Origin of the sequence: Gloeomargarita sp. SKYB120 (assembly GCA_025062155.1) — a bacterium.
In the GTDB taxonomy this organism is placed as follows: domain Bacteria; phylum Cyanobacteriota; class Cyanobacteriia; order Gloeomargaritales; family Gloeomargaritaceae; genus Gloeomargarita.
This window is the reverse complement of sequence record JANXAM010000010.1, coordinates 1-24,824: the sequence shown is the minus strand read 5'-3', so window position 1 is coordinate 24,824 and position 24,824 is coordinate 1. Positions and strand designations below refer to the sequence as shown.

The window sequence follows — 24,824 nt, the reverse complement described above, 5'->3', positions numbered from 1 at the left end:
TCTCCCAGTCCTGTTCCCAGTTTACCCCGTCCCGAAGCTCCGGTCACCGGCATCTCCCAAGCCAGGCACGATAAAACCGACGTCATTGAGTTCGGGGTCAATGCCAGCGGTGTAAATTTGCACCTGGGGGTAATGGCTCGTAATTTTTTGCAAAGCTGGCGGCGCGGCAATGACCGAAACCAGGCGAATGTAGGCCGGTTGGGCGCCCCGTTCCACCAAGGCTGTCAATGCTGTCATGGCTGTCCCACCCGTCGCCAGCATCGGGTCCAGCACCAGCACCCGTGTCTGGGGGTCGAATTGCGCTGGTAAGGTGTTGAGATAGACCATCGGTTCGAGGGTATGTTCGTTGCGCATCACTCCAAAGTGGTACACCCGCGCCAGGGGCAACAGGTTCTGGCTCCCCTCCAGCAAGGTCAACCCCGCCCGCAGAATCGGCACCAAAACTAGCGGCACGGTCGGGTCCACAAATTGCGCTGTTGCAGGGGCCAGGGGGGTTTCCACCGTTGCGGTCGTCAACGGCAACCAATCCCGCCGGATGGCCTCATAGGTCAACCAGCGTCCCAATTCCACCAGCGCCGGGCGAAACAGGGCATTCGGCGTTTGTTTATCCCGCACCACCCCCAACCAGTGCTGGATCAATGGATGCGGGGGCACATAAACCGTTCCTTGGAGCGTCACTAGCCCATCCAGAAAACCCTAACCAATTATCCCCTAAAAACTTTGCCCATTTGTTGCCTCGGGAACCGTGGCGTGGCGCTGCACCCAGGTCATCACCTGTTCCGTCACGTCACGGGGATAGATCAACCACGCGCGGGTGTGGGGATGACTCAACGATTGCACCAGCGGCGACAGCTCGTTAATCTCCCGCAGACCCTCATCCGTCTGCATCAGGATACCCTTTTGATACAGCGTGTAACCGCGAATGGAACGGCGGTGCAACCCACAGTAATAGTGTTCATCCCAGCCCTTTTGTCGGACCGCCTGTTGAATATCCGCCAGCAACTCCTGCTGTTGCGCCTCACTCCAGCGGGTCACCTCCGTCGCTTTGAACAAATCGCGCTGCAAAAATCGCCGGCACAAATCCGCAATCACCGGGTCTGATGCCTCTGTCCAGCGATGAAGGTGATAGTTCACAACGTCATCATCGGCGGCTAAATAATCCGGGAGTTCGAGCGCCTCGATGGGTTGAGTTAGCCAGCGGTGCATTGTTGAGTCACAAAAGAGCACTTGGGGGTCTTGTTTGGCGCGCTCTATCAACCGGCAGAGCATCCACGTGGCCGCCACATTTTTGCGATGGCTGTACACCTGGACATACATGAAATAGCGCACCACCAGGTAATGTTCAATCGCCGCCAGCCCCTTGCGATGCACGACTAACCCGCCGCTATCGGGGTCGTAATCAATCGCCGCCAGAATCCGGTCTAAATCCAACCGCCCGTAGGCCGCCCCAGTCAGATAACTATCCCGCATCAGATAATCCAACCGGTCGCAGTCCAATTGTCCCGACACCCATTGCCCCACAAACTTTAGGGGATAGACCTGTTGATAAACTTGCAAAACCTTCGGCATCAATTCGGAGTCAAACCCATCTAAAAGCGAACGAATGCTGGGGTCCTGTTCCAGAATTTTTTGCGTCCAATGTTCATGGTGATAATGGAACATTTCTTCGCCGGTGTGACTGTAGGGGCCATGACCCAAATCGTGAAACAACGCCGCTACCAATACCACCGCCCGATGGGGTTTTAATTCTGGGTAATGATTTTGCAACCGGTCAAACACGCGGCGCGCCACCCACAACACCCCCAGCGAATGGGTAAACCGCGACCCTTCCGCCCCATGAAACGTAAAACTGGCCGCTCCCAATTGACGCAACCGGCGCAGGCGTTGAAATGGGGGTGTATCAATCAAACGAATCAACAGCGCCTCGACCGGGTCCCGCCCATCGAGCGTAATTGCCCCATGCACTGGGTCATGATACGTGCGGGTTTTGCCCATCGTTTTTCTTCCACTTTAACCCTTAAACCGGCGGATGCTTTTGTCCCACTTGCGCCCAGACCCGCAGCGGCAATCCCCACACATAAATGAATCCTTCCGCTGCTTGGTGGTCAAACCGGTCCCCTTCGGTATAGGTCGCCAAATCAGGGTCATAAAGGGAATAGGGCGATTGCCACCCCACCACCGTTGCCGTGCCCTTATGGAGCCGCAAGCGAATTGTCCCTGTCACCCGTTTTTGTGTCTCTTGAATAAACGCATCCAGTGCCGCTTTCAGGGGGCTAAACCACAACCCGTTATAGACCAGTTCGGCATAGGTGCGCTCAATCCCATACTTGTAATGGGTCACATCCCGCGTCAGGGTCAAACTTTCCAGGGCTTGGTGCGCCGTTATCAACACCGCTAACCCTGGCGCCTCGTACACCTCCCGCGATTTAATCCCCACCAGCCGGTTTTCGATCATGTCAATCCGGCCTACGCCATGTCGCCCCGCCAGGAAATTCAACTGCTCCATCAACGCCACTGGCGGCAGGGGTTCCTCATTCACACCCACCGGTTGTCCCTGGACAAAATCCACCGTGATGTACTCCGGCAAAGGGGGCGCTTGGGCGACCGAACGGGTCAGCGTGTAAATCTCTTCCGGTGGTTCCAGCCAGGGGTCTTCCAGCGGCCCCGCCTCAATACTTTGCCCCAACAAATTACTGTCAATGCTGTAGGGGGACGACTTTTTGACCGGAAAACTCAGCCCAAATCGCTCCCCGTAGGCAATCGTCTGCTCGCGGCTCATGCCCCATTCCCGCGCCGGCGCCAGGACTTTCAGCCGGGGATTCAACGCCGCAATCGCCACATCAAACCGCACCTGGTCATTGCCCTTGCCTGTGCAACCGTGGGCCACCGCATCCGCGCCGTACTCTTCGGCCACTTCCACCAGCAGGCGAGCGATCAAGGGGCGAGCCAGCGCCGTCGAAAGCGGATAGCGACCCTCGTAGAGGGCATTGGCCTGAATCGCCGGCAGGGCATACTCCCGCACAAACGTCTCCCGCGCGTCTTTTACCAAAGCCACATTAGCGCCGGCGGCCAAGGCTTTCGTGCGAATGGCTTCCAATTCCTGCTGCCGGCGGGTTTCCAGTTCCGGTGCGTCCGCCATCTCCAGCGTCAGCCCTTGTCCCACATCCACCGTTAGCGCAATGATTTCCTCGACGCCCCATTCGTGCCGCAGGTAAGGAATGCACACCGTTGTGTCCACCCCGCCCGAGTAGGCCAACACCACCTTCCGCGCCCGCTGTTCCATTCGCTCCCTATCTCCCAGCCCCTTCTTTTTCCATAGTAGGCGAATGACTCTTCAGAAAAACGTTTGGTTGAAGTTCTGTATAACAGTGTGGCCTGCATTCTTTTTGTCACCCGGTGTTGTCGAGATGGTAACGGTATAGCGCTTATCACCGCGCCAAGTTACCTTGCAATGTTCACCGTCGGTTGAGTATTGAAAACCCAAATGTCTCAATTCTTCGCCAATACGGTCATTCCACTTCGTGTAACCCTGAAAGAGCTGTCTAATATTCTGGCGGAGTTGGTCCATTTCACCGTGACGGGAATTATGCGCTAGTACATCGCGTAGAATATCCTTGCGTCGTGGATAGTCTCTCGGATCCGCCGGTAAACTTTCGAGATGTTGCCTGAGAATCATCAGTATCATGTCCCGTATTTCACCTTCGTAAAGGCCGCGCTCACCGGTTCTAAATTCCAGATTCGAACTCGGTTTCCGGTACCATTCTAACTGCTCCCGTAGTTGAGCAATTTCTTGCGCTTGCTGCTCCGTTTGACTTTGCAGTTTTTTACATTCTTGCTCCTGCTGGTGGAGAGCGACTTGCAGGGCTTCGTTTTCTTGAGCCAAATCCTGTAAGTACTGGTTTTATCTATCTAGGCTTTCTTTGTAGCCAGTTACTTCGATTTGCAATTGCTGGAGCTGACCTGCAAAATTCTGGTTCTCCTGTTGTAGCTGAACCTTTTCAACTTGCAATTGCTGGAGCTGGTTTCTGAGACTTTGATTTTCCTGTTGCCATTGACCCAGTCGGTCAGCTAACTCCTGACAACGCCCCTGCAGGATAAGTTTTTGATTAGCAAGTTCTCGATTCTCCCTAGTCATCTGGTCAACTTGATATCGCAATTGCTGGCGCTCGCTCTGAAGTTCTTGATTGACCCGCCTGAGTTCGCTGTTCCGCCGTTCCAATACTGACTTTTCCCTTTCTAAGGTCTGAATCACACTTTCCCAGTACGGAGAACCAGCACGACTGCTGCCGTATTTCCAGTGATGCATGAATTGGAAGCAAGCATATTTTAGAGAACGGTACAAGCGACGCAAGGTATTCATGATGGCCATCCTTCGCATGTCAAAACAGTAAACGAATCAGGTCGCGGGCAATATTGGCACCGGCTCGGTAGTCGCTTGGTGTTTTCGCAAATGAGAATACATAACGGTCATCACCACACCATTTCACCTTGTAGTGGTTCGGGCTATCTAAAAACTCAAAGCCTAAATCAACTAAATCTCGGACAAGACGCTCGGTTTTGCCTTGATAGTTGGCAAATAGGGATTTGATCGTTTGTTGAAGCTCATCGCGGCGGCCAGAAGGGGGATTGCAATTCAAAATGTCTTGCAAAATGTGATGGCGGCGACGGTATTCTTCCGGCAAGCTATTGGCGTAGATTTTCAGGATACTCAGAATAGTGTCATAAATTTCATCGGGATACAGGTCTTGTTCAGTAGCTTCAAAGATGACAGCAATATGGGAATTCGTCTGGGTGCCGGCTGAAACAATAGGACGCTGGTCTGCATGTTGGTTGATTGATGCACTCTAGGAGTTGGTCTACTCGCTGCTGTAGTTGTCGCTTCTGTGTCTCCAAAACTTGGATTTGATTAATGGCATCCTGATAGTCTGCTTGGGTTTGTTGATGGGTTGCTTCAATTGCCTGAGCATATTTCTGGAAGTCCGTGCAGTCGGTTTGTAATTGTTGATTTTCTGCTTCAAGAACCTGGACACGCTGAATCGCGATTCGATGGTCGGTTTCCAGGCGTTGAACCTGTTGTTTGTAACGCTGATTTTCTTGTTCAAGTTCCTTAACTCTTTGTACGGCGGCTTGATACGCTTCGTCCAGCGCCTGTAACCGTTGGGTCAGTTCTTGATATTGCCGAATGAGCGCATCCCGTTCTTGCTGGTAACTTTGGGTTGTTTCTTCTGATTGCTGTAAACGTTTTTGCCACTGGGAACGCACACGCTGATAGCGTTGCCACATCCATAGGAGTCCGATGACCCCCACTAGCAGACCGAGTAAAAAGTTGACCATCCAAACCAGTGTTTAGCGTGACATTTTCCCCATAATATAGATGACTTACTGGCGAACGACCACCTATGACCTTGCCCCAAACCCTGCCGGAGGCGATTGCCCAGGCCCAGATGGCGACTCAACAGGCGATAGCGGCTGGCGAAACCCGTTTGCTGGTGGAACTGTGGCTACCTGATGTGAAACCCATGGCGCTAGGGTGGGCGTTTTTACAGGCGTTCACGGAATGGGGCGCCGCCGGACGGGTGGTTTTTCCCGATGCTGGAGCCGCCGCCCTGGCCCGACGGGATTGGGGGGATGTGCCCTGGCGCTTGGAAACCTTGCGGGAACCCCATCAACCGACTGACCAAGGGGTGGTGGTCATTGCACCGGATCCGGCAGCTGTCACGGAAGTTCGGTTGCTCGTGGAAACGGCCCCTTGTCCAGTCATCTTGCTCAACGCCCGCTTGGAAGATGCAGGCACTGTGGGGATTGGCTATGCGGGCCGGCGATTGCGGCGAGAGTTTTTGCAGACTTTGGTCACGGCCTATCACCTGCGCCCGGTGGAAGGGGGAGCCGTCCTGCGCTGTTACCCCAACCCCTGGCAAATTTGGCGAGAGACCAGCAACGGCGACTATCAACCTGCTGGTGAAGTTCCCACCAACCCCGATGCGGAGACGTTGGACCAGTTGCTCAATCCCCCAACGCCAAGCGGCGGATTCTGGCGGGGACTCACGCGCTTGTTGCGGGCGTTGCGGGCCTAGTCTTCGCGAATTTGTTCCGCTTCCGGGCACTCATCGGAAACCAGGGGTTCCAGGTCGCCCCGCGGGACGGACGCAATTTTTTGGGTAATGGAACCGATGCTCTCGATGCGCACCATTTCTTCCCAGGAGCAGATTTCGTCGTCTTCTTCGGTTTCGTAGCGTAAGGTTACCAGGTCTCCCTCAATATCGACAATCCGAGCCCGCTCGATCATCCGTTGCTGGTCCCTGAGATAAATCCACACTTCGCGACCGTCGCAGCAGAGTTGATATAGTTTACGGTGTAGCATCGGCGGTCTCCTCAAAGCGAAAGAGTATCCAGTAGCCAAAACCTGTTCGGTTCTCCACAGGTTTTCCATGTTCCCTAACATGGTGATCATTCTAACAATAGTCGCGCCGGGATGAATCATGAACCAGCGGGTGGTGGTGCTGCTATCGGGCGGGCTGGATTCGGCCACTGTTTTGTACCAGGCCAAAGCCGCCGGCTATGACTGTTACGCCCTGTCGTTTGATTATGGCCAACGGCACCGGCGGGAGCTGCAGGCTGCTCAGGCGATTGCGCAACGGGCGGGCGTCATCCAACACGAAATTGTGCCGCTTGTGCTGGGGCGATGGGGGGGATCGGCCTTGACTCAGCGGGATTTGGACTTGCCGCGCCACCGCTTGCCTGCCGAGATGAACCAGGGGATTCCCATCACCTACGTCCCTGCCCGCAATACGATTTTTTTGAGCTTTGCCCTCGCCTGGGCCGAAGTCCTAGGCGCTGTGCGGGTCTACATTGGCGCCAATGCGCTGGACTACTCGGGTTATCCCGACTGCCGGGAAGACTACCTGGCCGCCATGCAGCAAGTTTATACCTTGGGCACGAAACAAGGCCGGGAAGGACAACCCATCCTGCTGACCGCGCCGCTACTGCATCTGCACAAAGCCGACATCATCCGGCTGGGGCAAACCCTGGGGGTGCCGTGGGAACTGACCTGGTCTTGCTATCGGGGGGAAGAAATTGCCTGTGGGGTGTGCGACAGTTGCATCCTGCGGCGCGCTGGATTTCGCGAAGCAGGCATCACCGACCCCCTCCCCTACGCGGTCACGGAAGGAACGCCCCATGTTTGACGACATCTTAGCCAGGGAACGGGCCTTTCACGACGCCTGGGCCAAGGTGATAGACACCGATGAAATTCCGGTTGTGGACTACTTCACTGCCTGCACCGCCCCCGAAAACCGGTTTATTCTTAGCCATCTGGGAGATATGCGCGGCAAATCGGTCCTAGATTTGGGCTGTGGCGCGGGTGAAAACAGCGTCTATTTCGCGTTGCGGGGAGCCAATTGTATTGCTGCTGATTACGCCCCCGAAATGTTGAACGTGGCCCAAAAATTAGCCGACCAATACGGGGTAACAATTGGCACGAAAGTTGTGAACGCCATGGCGATTGACTTTCCCGATAATACGTTTGATATTGTCTATGCGGCCAACTTACTGCATCACTTACCCGACCCGCTCCTGGCCCTGCAAGAAATGCGACGAGTTGTTAAACCAGGCGGTCACGTTTGCTTTTGGGACCCTTTGATTCACAATCCCATCATCAACGTGTACCGGCGCTTGGCGACCCAGGTGCGTACCCCTGATGAACGGCCCTTGTCTATCAACATCATTCGACACATTCGCCCCTTATTTCGCCATATCGCCTGGGATACGTTTTGGTTGGCAACCCTCTGGATTTTCTTGCAGTTCTACTTCATTGAAAAGGTGAACCCCAACCGGGAACGCTATTGGAAAAAAATCATTGCCGAACACCGGCGCTTGCAACCCCTTTATACGCGCTTGGAAAAAGTGGATCACTGGTTGAAGCGCCTGCCGGGCCTGAAACGCTGGGCCTGGAACGTGGCGGTCGTTGCTACCAAATGAAGTCAGGATAGCCTAGCGCCGGCGTAACTTGGCGATAAAAAACCCGTCCATCCGGTGGCGCTGGGGCCAAAAGGTTACCGTGTGGGTCTGGGGGTCCAGAGCGCTGGCAAGCGAAGCGGGTAACGACGGGGGAACCACCTCCCAAGTGCGATGTTGGGCCAGAAACTGCTGGATTTGCTGGACGTTTTCCGCCGGGTTCAGCGTGCAGGTGGCATAGACCAAAATGCCCCCCGGTTTCACCCAGGTCGCCGCCGCCTGCAACAGTTCCCGCTGCAACTGCACCAGCCGAGCTAGCTCCTCCGTGCGATAGCGCCAGCGAGCTTCAGGGTGCCGGTGCAGGGTTCCCCAGCCGCTGCAAGGCGCGTCCACCAGGACCCGGTCGGCTTGGTTGCGCCAGTCTGCAAAGCGGCGGGCGTCTCCCAGGCGATAGCGAATACAGGTCAATCCCAAACGCTGGACATTGGCTTGCAGTTGTACGAGACGGTCGGGGCGAAGCTCGCAGGCCCAGACGGTGCCGTGGTCGCGCATGAGTTCAGCAATGTGGGTGGTTTTACCCCCCGGCGCAGCGCAGGCGTCTATCACAGTTTCGCCCGGTTGCGGGTCGAGAATGAGCGAGACCCATTGGGCCGCCGCATCCTGCACAGTCCAGTGGCCGTCGGCAAATCCGGGCCAGGTGGTCACTTTGCCGCCGCTGGTGACCTGTAGCCCGCCGGGCAGCTCGGGAACGGGATGCGCTGCTAAACCCGCCTGCTGAAATTGGGCCACGACCGTTGGGACATCGGTGCGCAGGCGGTTGACTCGCAGGTAGGTTACCGGCGGTTGATTGAACCACTGACAGAGCTGTTCAGTTTCGGCATGACCCAGTTGGGCCAGCCAGTGTTGGACCAGCTCCGCCGGATAGCTGTACTGCAAGGCCAACGCGGCAGCTGGTTCGGCTGGTAACGGCAAGGGGAAATGCCGGGGCGGGTCGCCCACCACCCGTAGGTAATGCCGCAAAACGGCGTTCACCAACCCGCGCCAGCGCTGACAACCCACCTGTTCTGCCAGGGCCACCGTTGTGTCTACCGCCGCAAAGTCGGGAATCTGCTGGCAAAAGTGCAGTTGATACAGCCCCAGCCGCAACAGCAGCCGCACCGGCACCGGCGGCGAACGAGGCACTAACTGGTCAATCACTGCATCCAAAAACCCCCGCTGGCGCGTGACCCCGCACACCAGTTCCATCAACAGGCGCCGGTCAGGTTCCTTCAGCCCGTTGTCTAGGTAGGGCGCTAGGGCGGTTTCCGTCGGTTGACCCGCCTGAATCGCCCGCAGGGCTTGCCACGCCAGATAACGCGGGTCAGCAAGCGCAGACCGGACGGACCACTTGGGCATAGAGGGCTTCCAACCGGTCCAGATTGTGACTCAAGGTGTAGCGCTCTAGCACCCGCTGGCGGGCCTTAACCCCCAAAATGCGGCGAAACTCCGGCTGTTGCACCAGCATCGGCAGCAGGGTACGCAACTGGGTCGCCACGCCCTGGGTGGACAGAACAATCCCGGCCCCGCCCTCGAGCACTTCCCCATCAGCGCCCGCATCGGTGGCCACACAGGCCAGGCCACAGGCCATCGCCTCCAAAAGCGACAGGGACAAGCCCTCCACCAGCGATGGCAAGACAAAAACATCAGCTCCCTGCAACAGGCGGATCCGCTCCCTTTCCTGGGCCACAAACCCGAGCCACAGCACGCCCTGCTCCGGGCCGTAGTGGGCCATCAGGCTGGGGGCCAAGGGGCCATTGCCGACAATGAGTAACTTCACGCGGGGTCCCAGGTCCGCTGCTTTCCAGGCCCGCAGGAGCGCCTCCACGTTTTTTTCCAGGGCAATCCGCCCCTGGTAGATGAACACGCAATCCGCGTTTAGCTCGCTTTTAAGGGTGCTCCAGCCGGGGGCATAGCGGTCGGGGTCCACGCCGTTGGGAATTACGCATAGCCGCTGTTCCGGCACCCCCAACCGCACCAGCAATTCCTGCTGCAACCGCGAAAAGACGATTACCCGGTCGTAGTGGCTCAGGCAAGGGGCGTACAACTGGTAGGTCAAAAACTGGGTGCTGGCGGCCAAGTTCAACCGGCGGCTGGCAAAAGGGGGATGAAACGTTGCCACCAGGGGAATCCCCAACTCCCCACAAATGTCCGGCAAGCTGAAATCCAGCGGCGACAGGGTCAACGAAGCATGCAGGACATCAGGGCGCAATTTTTTCAAGGTGCGTAACAGCGCTTGGGTCGCCCCTGGACTGGGTAGGGTATAGATCTGAGATTTGTACAGACAGGGTAGGGAAAAGTCCTGGTCCGATTCACACTCGCTAGGGGGTGCAAAGTGCAGAAAACTCACATGATACCCCCGGTCCCGCAGGGCGTTGGTCACTTCGCGGCTATAGGTGACATTGCCACAAAAGGGCGATTTTTTTCCTAACCAGGCAATGTGCATTCCCCACACCTACCGCTCCCTGTGGCTATTTTAGAACTCCAACTGCAGGTCGGCCATGACGGCGGCAATCGTCTCCGGTTTCCCGTGCTGGTAATACCCCCCGCCCAAGGTGGCAATCTGCTGGAGAACCTGCGGGTTAAACTCTCCTTCTTCGCCATAGCCGATGGTGAAAAAGCCAATGCGCACATCGGTTTCGAAGTTACTTTGTCGCAGTTGCTGCTCCAGTTGGCTCAGGCTGGTGCGGGAGTTGGTGTCCTCCCCATCGGTCAACACCAGCACGGCGTTGATCGCCCCTGGGCGCAGGTTTTGCCGTAGCCAGGTGACTGCTTGCCCCACGGCGTCGTAGAGCGCGGTGGCCCCCTGCGCGCGCAGGTTGTTTACAAAGGCCAGTCCCTGTTGTTTGCCCGCCGCATCGCCCCGGATGAAAACCGGCGCATCCACCTGGGAGCTAAAGCGAATCAGCACCAGTTCGTCCCTGGGATTCAGGTTGTTGATGTAGGTGTAAAGAGACTGCTGCATCGCTGCCAGCTTAGGCCCCCGCATGGAACCGGAATCGTCCACGACCACCACTACCCGCGACGGTTTCTTGGCGACGGTCTCCCAGGCCCGGAGCATCGCCTCCACCACCTCCGGCGCCGGCGGACGCAGGGAGTCATAGGTGGGCTTAGGCTGCACCCCGTTGGCCGGCGTGAATTGATTGCCCAGGGGCACACCCGGCGCACCCGGTCGCAATCCCAAACGGGCTGCCCGTTCCTGAACCGGTTGGGAGCGCAGGAATTCGATGACCTGCTGGGCGGCTTCCCGCTCCTGGGGACTCACCCAGGGGGCATTGGGCAAAATCGCCCGCATGTTGGAGGTGAACGTGGCTTTGGGATAAACGGCGACGTAGCGGGTCTGGCCAGGCGTGGTTTTTTGGTTGGCCTCGATCACGGACGATTCATAGACCGCGCCGATGGAGGCCCAAAACGGACCGTATTTGACCATATCGCGCGCCAGACTGCCGGTGGAAATGCCGTAGCGGGTGACCTTGGCCTGGATTTTTTGCACCTGCGGAAGGTAGGTTTGCACGTCCTGCACCGTCAATTGCTCCGGCGGTTTGCCCGACACCTCGGCAAATTGGGCGACCAGACTCTGCAAGCCGGAATTGGAGCGGGTAGGGGCCGTCTGGACAAAAAAGATTTTCAACGGCGGGGCCTTGGGGTCGATGTCCTGAAAGGTGGTCGCCGACACGATAGCGCGATAGACGGAATCCATCTTCTGCACAGAACCAGCCACCTCCGCCGGCACCATGAACACCATCGGGCTGTAGGCGATCAAGGGCGCCTCGGTCACATCGGGGATGTATTTGCGGCCCGGAAACAGTTGATTGATGCGATAGACCAGTTGACTGTGGTAAATGTCCCCGTCCACCGAGACCAAGGTAGGAAATTGGGGGTCGGTTTCCTTGACCAGTCCCTGTTGCCACTGCTGGGCCAGACTCACGACGCGCGTCACCACATCGCCCGACCCCAGGGTGGTGCAACGCACGCTAAAGCGTGTGCCATCGGCCAAGCGGGGCTGGCGTTGGTTGAATTCGGGAACCGCCTGTGCGCAGAATTCCTTCAAGGCGCTACCGAAGAGCAATTCGATTTCCAGCGACGGCGACGGGTTGAACGGGCCGACTGCTTGACACCCCGCCGCCAGGGCCGTGAACCCTATAGCCCAAACCCACCGCCGGCGTTGTTGCATGGTTAACCCCCTGGCTGCGCCTCTGCTGTGCATACTGTAGCAAAATGCCCCTGTCTACCCATGCGTTATCGCATCCGTCACAGCCTGCATTACACCTATCCCCAGCCGGTGCAGTTGTCGCCGCAGGTGGTGCGCTTGCATCCCCGGAGCGATTGCGCCCAAGCGGTCGAGTGCTACGAGTTGCAGATAGACCCACCCCCTCAGCGTCTTTACAGCAACATCGCGCTCGATGGGAGCACCGAAACCATTTTGCTCCCGCCTGCGGGTATTACAGCGTTGTATCTCCAGATGGAGACGGTGGTGCGCACCTACCGGGACAATCCCTTTGATTTCCTGCTAGAGCCTTGGGCGGTGACCTTGCCGCTGGAGTACCCCCACCGCCTGCGCCAGGAATTGCAGCCGTACCTAGCGACCGAACCACCGGATCCGGCGGCCATCGCCCTGGCGCAAGAGCTGTGGCTAGCAAGCGACGCCCAGGTGGTGCCGTTTCTGTGGCGGTTGAACCAGACCATCCACGACAAATGCACCCACATCATTCGTCCAACGGGCGCTGCTTGGCCAGCAGGTCTGACGTGGCAACGCCGAGAGGGAGCTTGCCGGGATTTGACGATGCTGTTTATCGCCGTGTGTCGCGCGATGGGGTTGGCGGCCCGCTTTGTCAGCGGCTACCACGAGGGAGACCCAAGCTGGCCGCACCGGCATCTCCATGCCTGGGCCGAGGTCTATCTCCCGGGCGCCGGTTGGCGGGGTTATGACCCCACCCACGGTCTGGCCGTCAACGACCGCTACGTAGCCCTAACCGCCCGCCCCTATCCCCAAGACACCCTGCCTTTGACCGGTCAGGTTCTGACACCTGGCGTCACGGGCGAATTGACCTACAACATCGCCATTACTCCTGTGTCGGCGGCGTAGCGCGCTCCTGCTGCAACCGGTTCAACAGGGCAATGACGCGGCTTCCCCGCTCTAAGGACGTGTCCTCGCGAAAGACCACCTCCGGCGTCCGCCGCAGGCGAATCCGTTGCCCGAGCATCGAGCGCACGTAGCCCGTGGCCGACTGCAAACCCGCCATCGTCTGCGCCCGCACCTCCGGCGACCCGTAAATACTCACATACACCTGGGCATGTTGCAAATCCGCCGACACTTCTACATCAGTGACACTCACCAGTCCTTGCCCTACCCGCTCGTCCTTGATGCCCTTGAGCAACAACTGGCTGATCTCCCGCTTGATGAGTTCGGCGACCCGCTCCACCCGGCGACTGGTAGCCATTGGTTCTCCTCCTTGTGCGTGGTAAAGCCCTAGGAAGCCGTCACAGTAGCCGGCGGCGTGGGGGCGCTCCCCTTGCGCATATCCGCCAACATCGCCCGCGCTTGCGTCAACCGTTCTAGCGTGCTGCGATAGAGGTCCACATCCCGCTGCACCCTTTCCGGATTCCACTGCAGCGCCTGGGCTAAGGTTTGCATCGCGAAAGACCACTGTTCGGAAGCCTCCGGCAGCACTGTCTGCACCAGCGTCCACAGCCCCACCGCCGCCAGACGACTGTACTTGGGCACCGGTGGCGTCACCCAGTCCCGCAACTCCCGCTGCAGGGGGTCCTGTTCCGCCAGGGGGGTTTCCGGTTGGGCCAGCCACGCACGCAACCGAGCGCCACTGTCTCCCTGGGCCAGGGTCAACAGTCGTTCCGCATCCTTTCGATACTGCTGGGGGTCCTGGTGCAACGCCCGGCACAACGCCTGAAAAATCAAATCCCGGTGCGCTGGCGGCGTATAGTGCTGCATTAACGTGTCAAACGCCGTCACCACCCCCAGGGCGTAGAGCGGCTGGTAGCGAAACGCCACATTCACGTGAAGCAAGTGCATTTCCACAAGCAACTCTTCCACCACCCGTTGATAAACCGAATGGATAGGACGGGGGTAATGCTGGTAGAAGGCCCGCTTGGTATCAGCAACCGTCGGCACGGCAGACACAGGCGCACACCCCGGCGATGGACTGTTATCTATCTTACCGCGTTCGGGCGTTACCGCCCTAGACCCAGCACACTGGCCAAGGAACGGGCCGCATTGGCGGGTGCCATCGCCTCTAGCGCCGCCGTCGGTTCGTACCCGCAATGCACCATGCAGTCGCGGCATTTGGGGTTACCGCTGGCGTGGCCGTACCTGTCCCAGTCAGTGGTTTCCAGTAATTCCTGATAGCTTTGGCAGTAGCCCTCATCGAGCAGATAGCAGGGTTTTTGCCAGCCCAGGACGCTGTAGCTGGGCATCCCCCACGGCGTGCATGCGTAGTCCTTTTCCCCGATGAGAAAATCCAGAAACAGCGGGTTGTGGTTAAAGTTCCATTTCTTCAACCCTTTGCGATAGGGGGCCAGGATTTCCCGGAACAAGGCCCGCGTCTGTTCCCGCTTGAGAAAGTGCTCCTGGTCCGGCGCCCGCTCGTAGCTATACCCTGGCGATACCATCATCCCGTCTACACCCAATTCCGTCAGGAAATCAAACAGCTCTTGAATCTCCTCTGGTTTCGTGCCCTCAAAAACGGTGGTGTTGGTCGTCACGCGAAAACCGGCTTTTTTCGCCGCTTTAATCGCGCTTACGGCGATATCAAACACGCCCGGACGGTTCACAGATTTGTCGTGCAGCGCGCGCATCCCATCCAGGTGAACGCTGAAGGAAAAATAAGGGGACGGCTTAAACTTGTGCAGGTTTTTTTCCAGCAGCAGGCCGTTGGTGCAAAGATACACAAACTTGCGCCGCGCCACCAGCCCCGCCACAATTTCGTCAATCTGAGGATGGAGCAGGGGTTCCCCGCCCGGAATCGCCACGATGGGCGCGCCACATTCCTCCACCGCGCGGAAGCACTCCTCCGGCGTCAAGTGCCGTTTCAACACGTCGGGGGGGTGCTGAATCTTGCCACAGCCGGCGCAGGCCAGATTACACCGGAACAGGGGCTCCAACATCAAAGTCAGGGCAAATTTTTTGCGCCCTCGCAGCCGCTGCGTCACGATGTATTTCCCCACCTCCAGCGCCTGCAACCAGTGAATGGCCATCCGCAGACTCCTCACTAGACCACAGCATTCGTCCCCACTCTAGAGGATTTCCCAACCTCTGGCAACCGCTGTCTCCGCCTGCAATGCCAATTGGGCCATCGGAACCCTGCCTGTTGCACTAACGTTGTACAAAAAGCAAGCTGGTCTGTTGTAGAATGGGCGTATGGCGACGGGTTTGCCGCTGCGGATTCCCCCGACGTTGCGCTGGACGGAAAGCGAATTTGGCGAGTGGGTCAAGGCCAATCCTGACTGGCGCTGGGAATTGACCGCCGACGGGCAACTCATCGCCATGGCACCAACGGCTGGGGAAACGGGCCGGTTCAACTTGGAACTGGCAGTGGCGCTCAGCCTGTGGAACCGGCAGACAGGGCTGGGTTATGCGTTTGATTCGTCAACGGGGTTTCGGTTGCCGAATGGGGCGATTCGTTCTCCCGATGTGGCTTGGATTCCCAAGGAGAAATGGGACGGTTTGACACCGGAGCAGCGGCGGGGTTTTGCGCCGGTGTGCCCCGATTTCGTGGTGGAGTTGCTCTCGCCGTCGGATGACAAGTCCCTGGTGCAGGCCAAGCTGCAGGAGTACCTGGATAACGGCGCGCGCCTGGGCTGGTTGATTGACCCCCAAACCCGCACCGTCACCATCTACCGCCCCCAGCAACCGCCGCAAACCGTGGATTTTGCCCAGCCCTTGACCGGTGACGATGTGTTGCCGGGGTTGATGCTCGACTTGACATCCATCTTCGGTACGAACGATTAACTGCGATGGAGTACCGCCGTTTTGGCCGCACCGAATTGCCCATGCCGGTGTTTTCCTGCGGCGGGATGCGGTATCAGTACAAATGGCAAGACCAGGACCCAGCGGCCATCCCCAAGGAAAACCAGGAGAATTTGCGGGCGACCATCCACAGGGCCTGGGAGGTCGGTATCACCCATATCGAAACGGCGCGGGGATACGGCACTTCCGAAATGCAATTGGGTTGGGTGCTGGGAGAATTTCCCCGCGAAAAACTCATTGTGCAGACGAAGGTGCCCCCCAGTCCCGACCCCCAGGTGTTTGCGGAAAAATTCGCCACGTCGTTGCGCTACTTGCAATTGGAGTATGTGGATTTATTAGCGATTCACGGCATAAATTTACCGGAGCATTTGGAGTGGAGTTTGCAGGTGTGTTTACCCCTGGTGCGCCAATGGCAACGGGAAGGCCGGGTGCGCTTTGTGGGATTTTCTACCCATGGGCACGTTAGCTTGATCACCCAGGCGATTCAGACCGGCGAATTTGATTACGTCAATCTACACTGGTATTACATTTTTCAAGAGAATTGGCCGGCAATCCTGGCGGCACAACAACAGGATATGGGGGTGTTTATTATTAGTCCGAGCGACAAGGGCGGACATTTGTACAATCCCCCTGAAAAGCTCGTGCGCCTTTGCCAACCCCTGCACCCGTTGGTGTTTAATGACCTGTTTTGCCTGAGCCATCCCCAGGTGCATACTTTGAGTATAGGTGCGGCTCGCCCCAGTGATTTCGACACCCACCTGCAGACGTTGCCCTTGTTGCCCAAGGCCCCGCAGGTTTTGCCTCCCATCCTGCAACGGCTGGAGGAGGCTGCTATTCAAGCCCTGGGACGCGATTGGTATGAGCAATGGGCGGTGAACTTGCCCCCCTGGTTTGAGACGCCGGGGGAAATCAATATGCCGCTTATCCTGCGCTTGCTGAACTTGGCGGAGGCGTTTGACCTGTGGGAGTACAGCCGGACGCGCTACAGCATGCTGGGGCCGGGAGGGCATTGGGTGCCGGGGCGCAACGCGGCGGATTTACCCCTGGCGGCACTCAGGGCCTGTCTGAGCCGCCATCCTCAGCCGGAGGAGGTGCTGCGGCGGTTGCAGCGGGCGCACCAGTTGTTGGGGGGAGCAACCGGTCAGCGGCTATCGGGGGCCTGAGCCAGGTTTCTGTTGAACAACTTGGCGGGGCGACCTTTACCAGGGGGGCCAGTTCTAGCAGTTCGGGCGCCAGTTCCCCGCGCACCCCCCAGGCGAAATACCGCTCCTGAATCCGGTCGAGCTGGAGGGGCAACTGCAACCGCTCGGCAAGCTGGAATAACTGGCGCCAGCGCTGTACACCTAACTGCAACAGGGACGGGGGGACATGGGTGAGCAGGCCCTCCAACCAGGTGAGCAACAGCCGTTCGACGACCTGCCGCCCTTCGGGAATGTCCAGCTGCACGCCCACCTGTTCCACCTCCTGCGCCAGGCTGTGCAGCTCCTGGAGGTACATCAGCCCATTGGGGGGGCTGTCCTGGAGCGGGTTGCTAGTTTCCAGCTCCAATTGCCGCAACAGGGACATGGCTCGCTGGCCGAGACTGATGGCCGCCGCCACCTGCAACTCCTGGGGCACGGGTAAATGGTCCCGACGGAAGGCCATTACCACGCCGTAGTTTTCCCGATAGACCTGGCTGTAGAGCTGGTCGAGCTGGGTCAGGGTGTTCTGGGCCAGCAGGCGGATAATCCGTTGTCGCTCCTGGCTGAAGACATCGGACAGGTTGTAGCACGCGCCACCGCTAAACAACCGGGCCATCGCCAAGACCGTCTGGGCGCCGCTTCCCTGGCGAAACACCTGCACCAACTGCTCCCGCATCTGCTGGTAGGCTTTGCGGCCCTTGAAGGGTTGCAAACAACAGTGGAAATCCCAGCCCCCCAGGTGCAGCACCGCCAAGACCCAATGCTGGGTTTCCCAGGTGATGACGGAGGTAATCGTCACCTGGCCGACTGCTAAGGTTAAGGTGCCTAGCCGGTCCACCTGGTAGTCCTTTTGTTCGATGCGGTAACAGTAGAGCTGCTCCTGGCGGGGATAGGAGGTGTACAGGGAACTGATGCCGTAGTGGGCCGCCACCTGGGCCATAGTCACCCGCGCCGGCTCCACCCGTTTTTGATACACCACTTCGCCGTTGACGTACTGGGGCAGGTTGCTGGGGGCCAGGGCTAGCCGCTTGCGAAACTCCGGTTCCAGGTCTTGCCCTGTCACCTCCTGTGCGCACTTCATCGCTCGGTCGGCATAGCGGAGAATCTGCACGCCCTCAGGACGGGACAGTTCATCGAAAAACCAACCGCAACTGGTGAACATCAACAGGCGGTGACGCTGCATCTCCAACAGCCGCAACACATCCACCTGTTCCTCGGGGGTCAAGGGATACCGCTGGTGCTGGGCCAAAAAGGCCTGGGTCCGCTCCCGCGTGCGTTCCCGCATGACGTGGATGTAGTCGTCCCGCGCCCGCCAGGGATTCAGCAGCCACTCCCCCGCCCATTCCTCGTACAGCCGGTCCAACTGCTGGGCCAGCCAGTCTAAGCTTTGGCGTAGGGGCGCTCGCCATTTCTGGTGCCACCCACCACCGCCGCCGCAACCACAGTCGGAGCGCCAGCGTTCCACTCCGTGGGCGCAACTCCAGGCCGTGCGGGGTTTGATCACCACCTCCCACTCCGGCGGGTGCAGGCTCAGGTAGTGAGCAAAATTGGTGACCTTCCAGCCACGCCGGGGGATTTCTCGGGTCAGGGCGTAGGCAATGGTCTTCTCCGCGCCCTTTTTGTGGTGGCCGAAGGTTTCCCCATCGGTGGCGACGGCGATCAATTGGGTGCGTCCGGGCTGCACCGCCATCCCCAGGCGTCCCACCAGCGTTTGGCTGCTACAGAGCACATCCCCAAAGCTCATATCCCCCGAAATCGGCCCGTCATAGACAAAGAGAGTGATGCTGCGGTCGCGGCCATACTCCGGCAAGACATCATCGGGAATCCGGCAGAGATAGGGGCGGGTCGGGTCAATCTGGCCGCCACCGACCTCCAACCACTCGCCGCCGGTTAAAGGCCGGCACCGCTGGGCTTGGGATGGGGCAATGATGGTGAACTTGAATCCTTCCGCTACCAGCACCGCCAGGGTTTCGTAGTCAATCGCCGTTTCCGCCAGCCATATCCCCTCAGGCCAGCGGCCAAACCGGGCGAAGAAGTCCTGCTTGGCCCACCGCACCTGGGTAAACTTGTCCCGCGTGGAAGCCAGGGGCATGATGACATGGTTGTAGACCTGGGCGATGGCGTTGCCGTGGCCGTTGAGCCGCTCACAACTGCGGCGGTCTGCTTCGAGAATTCGCCGGTAGGTCTCTGGGTCGTAGCGCTCCAGCCAGCTCAACAGCGTCGGGCCAATGTTGAAACTCAGGTATTCAAAGTTATTGACAATATCAATCACATCGCCGCTGTCGCTTAGGACGCGCGCAAAGGCGTTGGGGCGATAGCATTCGTAAAAAATCCGCTCGTTCCAGTCGTGAAACGGCGCAGCGCTCTCTTGCCGCTCGATCGCCTCCAGGTAGGGGTTCTCCCGCGGGGGCTGGTAAAAATGCCCATGAATGGTGACGTACACCTCAGTGGCCCGCATCGGTTGCGCTCCCGTTGACCCGCGCGTTGATTTTAGGTTAACCTTGGGGCATCTTCCCACCCCGTTTTCTCCCCAAAATCTTCAACTTTGCCGCCATTTAGCAAATCTTTACAAGTTGCAACGGTCTGCGGCGGCGCACGATGACGATACTTGCCGAATTTTTACAGAATTTTTGGTTTTCCAAACTTGTAGTTATTCTCGCCAGTGCATTAGGCTAAAAGTAGCGGGAGCGAGTGGACGTCGGTATGAACGAAACCAATCCCTACGCACAGTTGGGGGTCAGTGAAGACGCCTCCTTTGAAGAGGTGCAGGCGGCGCGGGCGCAACTGTTGCGAGAATGCCAGGGAGATGAACGGCGCGCCCAAGTGGTGGAAATGGCCTATGATGCCATCCTGATGGACCGGTTACGCCAGCGGCAGGAGGGACGGCTCAAGGTGCCGGAACGGATTCGCTACGCGGAACGTCACATGGTGGCAACGGCGGAAAGAAACGATGTGCGCACGGTGACGTTGCCGGCCTGGGCGGAACAGTTGCGGACTTGGATTGACACGCCTACCGCTGCAGACGTGGCTTGGCCGGCGCTGGTGTACGGCGGTTTGGGGTTTTGGGCTTGGTCGGCGCCGGTGAATGCGGCCTTGCCCGTGGCGCTAGGGATTGGGGCCAGCCTGTTTTTCCTCAACCGCAAGGAAAACCGTTTTGGGCGGGCGATGCTGCTGACGCTGCTGGGGCTGGTGCTTGGGGCGGTCGTCGGGACGGTCCTGGCGAGCCTGGGCCTGGGATTGCATCCCAACGTGGCGGTAAGCTGGGGAATGTTTCTCATTCTCTGGTTGGTGAGTAGTTTTCTCCGCTGATGAGTGCGCCGGTTTCTACCCAGCCGACCGCTAGTGACCTGTGGTTACGGGGGTTGTTGACGGTTGCTTGGGCGGACGGACACTACACTGACGAGGAAAAGGCGCTGGTGGCGGAGGCGGTAGGCAGTCACGAAATAGCGCATTTTCAGCCGGTGACGCCCCAGGAACTGGCGGCTGTTTTTAGCCCGACAAACCCCCAGACGGTAGATTTTTTGCGCACCGCCGTGATGGTGGCGATTGCCGACGGCACCTACTCGGAGGCGGAGGACCAGCTCTTGCGCCAGTTTTGCCAGGCGTTGGGCCAACCGCTGACCCTCTTGCAAGGGTTGCAGGCCACTTTAGTCAAGCGCGCAGGGGACCAGTGCGTGCCCCATCCGGAGGTGCGTCACGACTTGCTCGACCCGGTGCGGCGCTGGCTTGACCAGCTGGAGATTCATGACCCGAAGGTGGCGCGGTTTCTCTGTCGCCTGATTCCGGCGCAATGCCCGTTTGAGCGGGATGTGGTGCTCTTCGGACGCAAGGTAGTGCATATCCCTCCTTTGTGCAAGCTCAACCCCCTGTACGAGCAGTTGGTGGGGCTGCGGATGCGGGCGCTGGCGTTTTTGGCCGAACGCGGGGAAGATGTACCTACCTGATGGTCATTCGCGAAGCACAACCGCAGGATTGGGAGCACCTTTGGCCCCTCATCCAGGAAGTGGCAAGGGCCGGCGAAACCTACGGCTATGACCCCGATATATCGCCAGCGCAAGCCTACTGTCTCTGGATGGAACAGCCCCAAAAAACCTACGTCGCCGCACGGGATGGTCAGATTGTCGGCACCTACTACCTGAAGCCCAATCAAGGGGGGCCAGGGCGGCATGTGTGCAACTGCGGTTACATCGTGGCCAAAACCTGGCGCGGCCAGGGCATTGGACGCCAATTGGGCGAGCATTCGTTGCGTATGGCGCGGGCGCTGGGGTACAAGGCGATGCAGTTCAACTTTGTGGCGGCCAGCAACCAGGTGGCGATTCATCTGTGGCAAAAACTGGGGTTTGAGGTGGTGGGACGCTTGCCCAAGGCGTTTTTGCACCCTCGTCTGGGCTACATTGATGCCTTGGTCATGTACCAGTGGCTGGGGGATTAGATGGCGCTTGCATTGACGACACAGCCGTTGCTCCAGGCAGTGGTGGACCAGTTGCAGCCCCAGTTCCAGCAGATTGACGCCCTGGTCAAGACCAACCTGGCGCGGGTGGTGCAGGCGATGGCTGACCACCAGGTGGGGGTGCATCACTTTCAGGAAACGACGGGTTACGGGCACGGCGACCTGGGACGCGACACCTTCGAGCGGGTGTTGGCCCAGGTGATGGGAGCGGAGGCCGCGCTGGTGCGTCTTCAGTTTGTTTCGGGCACCCATGCGATTGCCTGCGCTCTGTACGGTCTGTTGCGCCCTGGCGACGAGTTGCTCAGCGTGACCGGCGCGCCCTACGACACTCTGGAGCCGGTGCTGGGCCTGCGGGGAACAGGGCAAGGGTCTCTGCGGGATTTCGGCGTGACCTACCGGCAGGTGGACTTGACCCCTCGCGGCGAGGTGGACTGGGACCGGATACCCCTGGCGATTGGGCCGCAAACCCGCGTGGTGTTTATCCAGCGCTCCTGTGGCTATCGCTGGCGGCGCAGCTTGACCGTCGCAGAAATCGGCCACATCATTCGCTTGGTCAAGTCAGTCCGGCCCCAAACCATTTGCGTCGTGGACAACTGCTACGGGGAGTTTGCCGAAGCGCAGGAGCCGCCGATGGTGGGCGCTGATGTCATTGCCGGGTCGCTTATCAAAAATCCGGGGGGTACGATTGCCCCCTGCGGTGGGTACGTCGCGGGCAAGCGGGAGTACGTACACCTGGCGGCCAACCGGTTGAGCGCGCCGGGCATTGGGATGGAAACGGGCGCGTCGTTGGGGTGCAACCGCTTGTTTTTCCAAGGGCTGTTTCTGGCACCCCAGATGGTCGGCGAAGCGCTCAAGGGTGGGTTGCTCCTAGCGGCCACGTTCCAGCGGTTGGGGTACCCGGTGCAGCCCTTGCCGGACCAGCCGCGTCCCGACACCATCCAAGCCATTCAACTAGGAGACCCCCAACGCCTGCAGCGCTTTTGCCGCGTGCTCCAGCGCTTGAGTCCAGTGGGGAGTTACCTGGACCCTGTGCCCGCTGTGACCCCTGGCTACGAAAGCCAACTGCTGATGGCCGGCGGCACCTTCATTGACGGCAGCACCAGCGAGTTGTCTGCCGATGGGCCGTTGCGTCCGCCTTACATCGTCTTTTGCCAAGGCGGCACTACCTGGTTGCACTGGCTCTGGGTGCTCGAGCACCTCTTGCCCGAATTTTCTAATTCACATACATAAACACATCGCTTTTTTCGTAGCGCACTTTAGGGCGCTGGGCGTTGGGGTCATCGGGCGCGCGATAGCCCAGCGGACAGACCACCACCGAGCGGTAGGGCGTCCCGGCAAGTCCCAGAATTTCGTCGTATTTATCCGGCAGAAACCCTTCCATCGGGCAGGTATCAATCCCCAAAAACGCCGCCACCGTCATCAACTGTCCCAGAGCGATATACACCTGGCGGGCGGCCCACTCCTCCAGGTTCAACGGGTAAGGCGGCTGGGTCAAAAACCCCTTGACCATCTGGCCAAATCCCTGCAGCTTTTCCAGGGGTACCCCCTGCACTTGCGCCATGCGCGCTAAATAGCGGTCCACGTCCGCAGGGCCGATATTTTTTTGTAACGCCAGCACCACCAGGTGGGACGCTTCCACCACTTGTTTTTGGCCCCAGGAATACTCCACCAAACGGGCGCGAATGTCAGGATTGTTCACAACCACAAACCGCCAGGGTTGCAACCCAAAGGACGAAGGCGCAAGTCGCAAGCTTTCTTCGAGAACCGCCCAAATCTCAGGGGGAATCTTGCGGGTGGGGTCAAACTTTTTCGTGGCGTACCGCCAGTACAACCGCTGCTGGACAAACGCCGGCGAAACCACATCCCCCATGAGCCATCCCCCTGCTTTACAAAAGTTAACGTTGTAGCCTTGATTTCGATTATAGGGGTGGGCCGTCCAGGAGTCCAATAGAATGGGGAAGACGGGTGGATTAGGGTCTTCGGAACGATGATTCAGCAGGTCAGTCCGGTGGAACTGGCCGAGCGTCGGCGTCAAAATCCCTATCTCCAGGTGCTTGACGTGCGGGAGTGGTGGGAAGTCGAGCGAGCGCGGTTGCCTGATTGTTTGCACCTGCCCCTGAGTGAGTTTGCCCAGTGGTCCACCCAAATCCGGTCGTTGCTCGACCCGGAGCAGGAGGTCATCGTCATTTGTCATCACGGGGTGCGGTCTGCTTGGGTGTGCGCTTGGTTGATGGAGCAAGGCTACCAGCAGGTGCGCAATTTGGCCGGTGGATTAGAGGCCTACGCCCGGTACGCCGACCCAACCTTCCCCCGCTACTAACTGGGGTCAGTTGGTATAGAATGGGGGCAAGGTTTTTCGTGAACCTTAGTGGCGGCCAAAACCCTAGGGGGTTCACGAAAACCGCCAGGACCTTGACAATTCGATAGTTGAAGGTGTGATCGCCCCAAAATTGTGGGGACAATGTACTAACAAAAGGTCTCAGTTGGGGGACCTTCACGAAAATGAGCGCCAGACATCCCGGTTTACGGGTCTTTCCAGGCGCAGAGTCTCAAATTCCTTATCCCGGTATGCGGGATTGAAACGTGTTACGTATTACTGTTGAGTTATATTAGGTTCGGTGTCTCAAATTCCTTATCCCGGTATGCGGGATTGAAACACGAGACATCTCCCTACAAAGCCCAACAGTTAATTGAAGTCTCAAATTCCTTATCCCGGTATGCGGGATTGAAACTAGAGAAGCGGCAGAAGCAATTGGCGGGTTTGGGAGGTGTCTCAAATTCCTTATCCCGGTATGCGGGATTGAAACTTGCAAGACTTCCAGGTATTGAGGGGATGACAGTGGTCTCAAATTCCTTATCCCGGTATGCGGGATTGAAACACCCATCGGCCCCGACCGCGTCCCGCACTGGGTGGTGTCTCAAATTCCTTATCCCGGTATGCGGGATTGAAACGGTATCATCCGCTACCTGGTTTATCGGTTGCCGAAGTCTCAAATTCCTTATCCCGGTATGCGGGATTGAAACTTGCGAGTGCCGGAGCCAGTTGTGAGTGAAGTAAAGGTCTCAAATTCCTTATCCCGGTATGCGGGATTGAAACAGGCTTACTGCCAGGAGGCCCAGCAGGGGGATTTGGGTGTCTCAAATTCCTTATCCCGGTATGCGGGATTGAAACTGTCACCCCCGGCAGTACCCCCAATGGTGTCTCATAAGTCTCAAATTC

The 24,824-nt window shown here is 58.5% G+C and carries 27 protein-coding genes and 1 CRISPR repeat array; of the genes, 11 read left to right on the top strand and 16 right to left on the bottom strand.

What is annotated here, in order from left to right; translation table 11 throughout:
* Positions 1-21 precede the first annotated feature (21 nt).
* From upp to NZ705_05365, 7 genes are all read right to left on the bottom strand, one after another.
* Positions 22-678 carry a uracil phosphoribosyltransferase gene (gene upp, locus NZ705_05395; protein ID MCS7292397.1) on the bottom strand — a complete coding sequence of 219 codons (657 nt, stop codon included), beginning with the start codon at positions 676-678 and terminating at the stop codon, positions 22-24.
* Positions 679-711: 33 nt separating this feature from the next.
* Complete coding sequence (locus tag NZ705_05390) at positions 712-1,995, bottom strand: HD domain-containing protein (protein MCS7292396.1); 1,284 nt, start codon at positions 1,993-1,995, stop codon at positions 712-714.
* Positions 1,996-2,017: 22 nt separating this feature from the next.
* Positions 2,018-3,283 (bottom strand): argininosuccinate synthase, encoded by a 1,266-nt coding sequence (locus NZ705_05385; protein ID MCS7292395.1) that lies wholly within the window; start codon positions 3,281-3,283, stop codon positions 2,018-2,020.
* A 51-nt stretch (positions 3,284-3,334) separates the two neighbouring features.
* Positions 3,335-3,883 carry a hypothetical protein gene (locus NZ705_05380; protein MCS7292394.1) on the bottom strand — a complete coding sequence of 183 codons (549 nt, stop codon included), beginning with the start codon at positions 3,881-3,883 and terminating at the stop codon, positions 3,335-3,337.
* 18 nt (positions 3,884-3,901) lie between these two features.
* The gene (locus tag NZ705_05375; protein ID MCS7292393.1) at positions 3,902-4,369 is read right to left on the bottom strand and encodes a hypothetical protein; all 468 of its coding nucleotides are present in this window, start codon (positions 4,367-4,369) and stop codon (positions 3,902-3,904) included.
* Positions 4,370-4,379: 10 nt separating this feature from the next.
* On the bottom strand, positions 4,380-4,682 hold the full coding sequence (locus NZ705_05370; protein MCS7292392.1) for a hypothetical protein: 303 nt from the start codon (positions 4,680-4,682) through the stop codon (positions 4,380-4,382).
* 76 nt (positions 4,683-4,758) lie between these two features.
* Complete coding sequence (locus tag NZ705_05365) at positions 4,759-5,334, bottom strand: hypothetical protein (GenBank protein MCS7292391.1); 576 nt, start codon at positions 5,332-5,334, stop codon at positions 4,759-4,761.
* 65 nt (positions 5,335-5,399) lie between these two features.
* On the opposite strand from NZ705_05365, the gene NZ705_05360 reads away from it, so the two are divergent.
* The gene (locus tag NZ705_05360) at positions 5,400-6,074 is read left to right on the top strand and encodes a DUF1995 family protein (protein MCS7292390.1); all 675 of its coding nucleotides are present in this window, start codon (positions 5,400-5,402) and stop codon (positions 6,072-6,074) included.
* Here the strand turns inward: NZ705_05360 and NZ705_05355 are convergent.
* Entirely contained in the window at positions 6,071-6,361 is a 291-nt protein-coding gene (locus NZ705_05355; GenBank protein MCS7292389.1) for a hypothetical protein, read from the bottom strand. The genes NZ705_05360 and NZ705_05355 overlap by 4 nt on opposite strands.
* 118 nt (positions 6,362-6,479) lie before the next feature.
* Between NZ705_05355 and queC the strand changes: the two genes are divergently transcribed.
* Entirely contained in the window at positions 6,480-7,184 is a 705-nt protein-coding gene (gene queC, locus NZ705_05350; GenBank protein ID MCS7292388.1) for a 7-cyano-7-deazaguanine synthase QueC, read from the top strand.
* Positions 7,177-7,977: a class I SAM-dependent methyltransferase gene (locus NZ705_05345; GenBank protein ID MCS7292387.1), complete on the top strand. Its 801-nt coding sequence runs from the start codon at positions 7,177-7,179 to the stop codon at positions 7,975-7,977. Before queC ends, NZ705_05345 begins: the two co-directional genes overlap by 8 nt.
* Positions 7,978-7,989: 12 nt before the next feature.
* Here the strand turns inward: NZ705_05345 and rsmB are convergent, their stop codons facing one another.
* Genes rsmB through NZ705_05330 form a run of 3 tightly spaced genes read right to left on the bottom strand, consistent with a single transcriptional unit; the run spans position 7,990 to position 12,163 of the window.
* Positions 7,990-9,348, bottom strand: coding sequence for a 16S rRNA (cytosine(967)-C(5))-methyltransferase RsmB (gene rsmB / locus NZ705_05340; GenBank protein MCS7292386.1), 1,359 nt, complete (start codon positions 9,346-9,348; stop codon positions 7,990-7,992).
* The gene (locus NZ705_05335; GenBank protein MCS7292385.1) at positions 9,314-10,435 is read right to left on the bottom strand and encodes a glycosyltransferase family 4 protein; all 1,122 of its coding nucleotides are present in this window, start codon (positions 10,433-10,435) and stop codon (positions 9,314-9,316) included. Before NZ705_05335 ends, rsmB begins: the two co-directional genes overlap by 35 nt.
* Before the next feature lie 30 nt (positions 10,436-10,465).
* A complete protein-coding gene (locus tag NZ705_05330; GenBank protein ID MCS7292384.1) occupies positions 10,466-12,163 on the bottom strand; it encodes a VWA domain-containing protein in 1,698 nt (565 codons plus the stop codon).
* 60 nt (positions 12,164-12,223) lie between these two features.
* Here NZ705_05330 and NZ705_05325 point away from each other — a divergent pair, with 60 nt between their 5' ends.
* A complete protein-coding gene (locus NZ705_05325) occupies positions 12,224-13,075 on the top strand; it encodes a transglutaminase family protein (GenBank protein ID MCS7292383.1) in 852 nt (283 codons plus the stop codon).
* Here the strand turns inward: NZ705_05325 and rbfA are convergent.
* The 3 genes from rbfA to hpnH are packed head-to-tail and all read right to left on the bottom strand — an operon-like array spanning position 13,053 to position 15,201.
* A complete protein-coding gene (gene rbfA / locus NZ705_05320) occupies positions 13,053-13,430 on the bottom strand; it encodes a 30S ribosome-binding factor RbfA (protein ID MCS7292382.1) in 378 nt (125 codons plus the stop codon). The two genes, NZ705_05325 and rbfA, sit on opposite strands and share 23 nt — an antisense overlap.
* A gap of 29 nt (positions 13,431-13,459) precedes the next feature.
* On the bottom strand, positions 13,460-14,128 hold the full coding sequence (psb29, locus tag NZ705_05315; GenBank protein MCS7292381.1) for a photosystem II biogenesis protein Psp29: 669 nt from the start codon (positions 14,126-14,128) through the stop codon (positions 13,460-13,462).
* A gap of 50 nt (positions 14,129-14,178) precedes the next feature.
* On the bottom strand, positions 14,179-15,201 hold the full coding sequence (hpnH, locus tag NZ705_05310) for an adenosyl-hopene transferase HpnH (protein ID MCS7292380.1): 1,023 nt from the start codon (positions 15,199-15,201) through the stop codon (positions 14,179-14,181).
* 163 nt (positions 15,202-15,364) lie between these two features.
* Here hpnH and NZ705_05305 point away from each other — a divergent pair, with 163 nt between their 5' ends.
* A complete protein-coding gene (locus tag NZ705_05305; protein MCS7292379.1) occupies positions 15,365-15,955 on the top strand; it encodes a Uma2 family endonuclease in 591 nt (196 codons plus the stop codon).
* Between the two features lie 5 nt (positions 15,956-15,960).
* The gene (locus NZ705_05300) at positions 15,961-17,136 is read left to right on the top strand and encodes an aldo/keto reductase (GenBank protein ID MCS7292378.1); all 1,176 of its coding nucleotides are present in this window, start codon (positions 15,961-15,963) and stop codon (positions 17,134-17,136) included.
* On the opposite strand, the gene NZ705_05295 is transcribed toward NZ705_05300, so the two are convergent.
* Positions 17,027-19,612 carry a DUF3536 domain-containing protein gene (locus NZ705_05295; protein ID MCS7292377.1) on the bottom strand — a complete coding sequence of 862 codons (2,586 nt, stop codon included), beginning with the start codon at positions 19,610-19,612 and terminating at the stop codon, positions 17,027-17,029. The two genes, NZ705_05300 and NZ705_05295, sit on opposite strands and share 110 nt — an antisense overlap.
* Positions 19,613-19,857: 245 nt before the next feature.
* Between NZ705_05295 and NZ705_05290 the strand changes: the two genes are divergently transcribed.
* The 4 genes from NZ705_05290 to NZ705_05275 are packed head-to-tail and all read left to right on the top strand — an operon-like array spanning position 19,858 to position 22,834.
* On the top strand, positions 19,858-20,463 hold the full coding sequence (locus tag NZ705_05290) for a CPP1-like family protein (protein MCS7292376.1): 606 nt from the start codon (positions 19,858-19,860) through the stop codon (positions 20,461-20,463).
* Positions 20,463-21,098: a TerB family tellurite resistance protein gene (locus tag NZ705_05285; protein MCS7292375.1), complete on the top strand. Its 636-nt coding sequence runs from the start codon at positions 20,463-20,465 to the stop codon at positions 21,096-21,098. The genes NZ705_05290 and NZ705_05285 overlap by 1 nt, the downstream gene beginning before the upstream one ends.
* Positions 21,098-21,586: a GNAT family N-acetyltransferase gene (locus NZ705_05280; GenBank protein ID MCS7292374.1), complete on the top strand. Its 489-nt coding sequence runs from the start codon at positions 21,098-21,100 to the stop codon at positions 21,584-21,586. Before NZ705_05285 ends, NZ705_05280 begins: the two co-directional genes overlap by 1 nt.
* Entirely contained in the window at positions 21,587-22,834 is a 1,248-nt protein-coding gene (locus NZ705_05275; protein MCS7292373.1) for a methionine gamma-lyase family protein, read from the top strand.
* On the opposite strand, the gene NZ705_05270 is transcribed toward NZ705_05275, so the two are convergent.
* Positions 22,818-23,474: an NAD(P)H-dependent oxidoreductase gene (locus tag NZ705_05270; protein ID MCS7292372.1), complete on the bottom strand. Its 657-nt coding sequence runs from the start codon at positions 23,472-23,474 to the stop codon at positions 22,818-22,820. The genes NZ705_05275 and NZ705_05270 overlap by 17 nt on opposite strands.
* A 117-nt stretch (positions 23,475-23,591) precedes the next feature.
* Between NZ705_05270 and NZ705_05265 the strand changes: the two genes are divergently transcribed.
* Positions 23,592-23,924: a rhodanese-like domain-containing protein gene (locus NZ705_05265; GenBank protein MCS7292371.1), complete on the top strand. Its 333-nt coding sequence runs from the start codon at positions 23,592-23,594 to the stop codon at positions 23,922-23,924.
* 226 nt (positions 23,925-24,150) lie between these two features.
* Positions 24,151-24,776: direct repeats of the CRISPR family, unit length 37 nt; unit sequence GTCTCAAATTCCTTATCCCGGTATGCGGGATTGAAAC.
* Positions 24,777-24,824 lie beyond the last annotated feature (48 nt).

Bases quoted from the DNA above. Each gene is read 5' to 3' on its own strand.
- NZ705_05280 (MCS7292374.1), top strand. From the start codon at position 21,098: ATGGTCATTCGCGAAGCACAACCGCAGGATTGGGAGCACCTTTGGCCC.
- NZ705_05390 (MCS7292396.1), bottom strand. From the start codon at position 1,995: ATGGGCAAAACCCGCACGTATCATGACCCAGTGCATGGGGCAATTACG.
- NZ705_05305 (MCS7292379.1), top strand. From the start codon at position 15,365: ATGGCGACGGGTTTGCCGCTGCGGATTCCCCCGACGTTGCGCTGGACG.
- NZ705_05325 (MCS7292383.1), top strand. From the start codon at position 12,224: ATGCGTTATCGCATCCGTCACAGCCTGCATTACACCTATCCCCAGCCG.
- NZ705_05355 (MCS7292389.1), bottom strand. From the start codon at position 6,361: ATGCTACACCGTAAACTATATCAACTCTGCTGCGACGGTCGCGAAGTG.
- NZ705_05300 (MCS7292378.1), top strand. From the start codon at position 15,961: ATGGAGTACCGCCGTTTTGGCCGCACCGAATTGCCCATGCCGGTGTTT.
- hpnH (MCS7292380.1), bottom strand. From the start codon at position 15,201: ATGGCCATTCACTGGTTGCAGGCGCTGGAGGTGGGGAAATACATCGTG.
- NZ705_05330 (MCS7292384.1), bottom strand. From the start codon at position 12,163: ATGCAACAACGCCGGCGGTGGGTTTGGGCTATAGGGTTCACGGCCCTG.
- rsmB (MCS7292386.1), bottom strand. From the start codon at position 9,348: ATGCCCAAGTGGTCCGTCCGGTCTGCGCTTGCTGACCCGCGTTATCTG.
- NZ705_05335 (MCS7292385.1), bottom strand. From the start codon at position 10,435: ATGCACATTGCCTGGTTAGGAAAAAAATCGCCCTTTTGTGGCAATGTC.
- NZ705_05375 (MCS7292393.1), bottom strand. From the start codon at position 4,369: ATGGCCATCATGAATACCTTGCGTCGCTTGTACCGTTCTCTAAAATAT.
- rbfA (MCS7292382.1), bottom strand. From the start codon at position 13,430: ATGGCTACCAGTCGCCGGGTGGAGCGGGTCGCCGAACTCATCAAGCGG.
- NZ705_05275 (MCS7292373.1), top strand. From the start codon at position 21,587: ATGGCGCTTGCATTGACGACACAGCCGTTGCTCCAGGCAGTGGTGGAC.
- NZ705_05345 (MCS7292387.1), top strand. From the start codon at position 7,177: ATGTTTGACGACATCTTAGCCAGGGAACGGGCCTTTCACGACGCCTGG.
- NZ705_05360 (MCS7292390.1), top strand. From the start codon at position 5,400: ATGACCTTGCCCCAAACCCTGCCGGAGGCGATTGCCCAGGCCCAGATG.
- NZ705_05365 (MCS7292391.1), bottom strand. From the start codon at position 5,334: ATGGTCAACTTTTTACTCGGTCTGCTAGTGGGGGTCATCGGACTCCTA.
- NZ705_05385 (MCS7292395.1), bottom strand. From the start codon at position 3,283: ATGGAACAGCGGGCGCGGAAGGTGGTGTTGGCCTACTCGGGCGGGGTG.
- NZ705_05270 (MCS7292372.1), bottom strand. From the start codon at position 23,474: ATGGGGGATGTGGTTTCGCCGGCGTTTGTCCAGCAGCGGTTGTACTGG.
- NZ705_05285 (MCS7292375.1), top strand. From the start codon at position 20,463: ATGAGTGCGCCGGTTTCTACCCAGCCGACCGCTAGTGACCTGTGGTTA.
- NZ705_05265 (MCS7292371.1), top strand. From the start codon at position 23,592: ATGATTCAGCAGGTCAGTCCGGTGGAACTGGCCGAGCGTCGGCGTCAA.
- NZ705_05290 (MCS7292376.1), top strand. From the start codon at position 19,858: ATGAACGAAACCAATCCCTACGCACAGTTGGGGGTCAGTGAAGACGCC.
- NZ705_05295 (MCS7292377.1), bottom strand. From the start codon at position 19,612: ATGCGGGCCACTGAGGTGTACGTCACCATTCATGGGCATTTTTACCAG.
- queC (MCS7292388.1), top strand. From the start codon at position 6,480: ATGAACCAGCGGGTGGTGGTGCTGCTATCGGGCGGGCTGGATTCGGCC.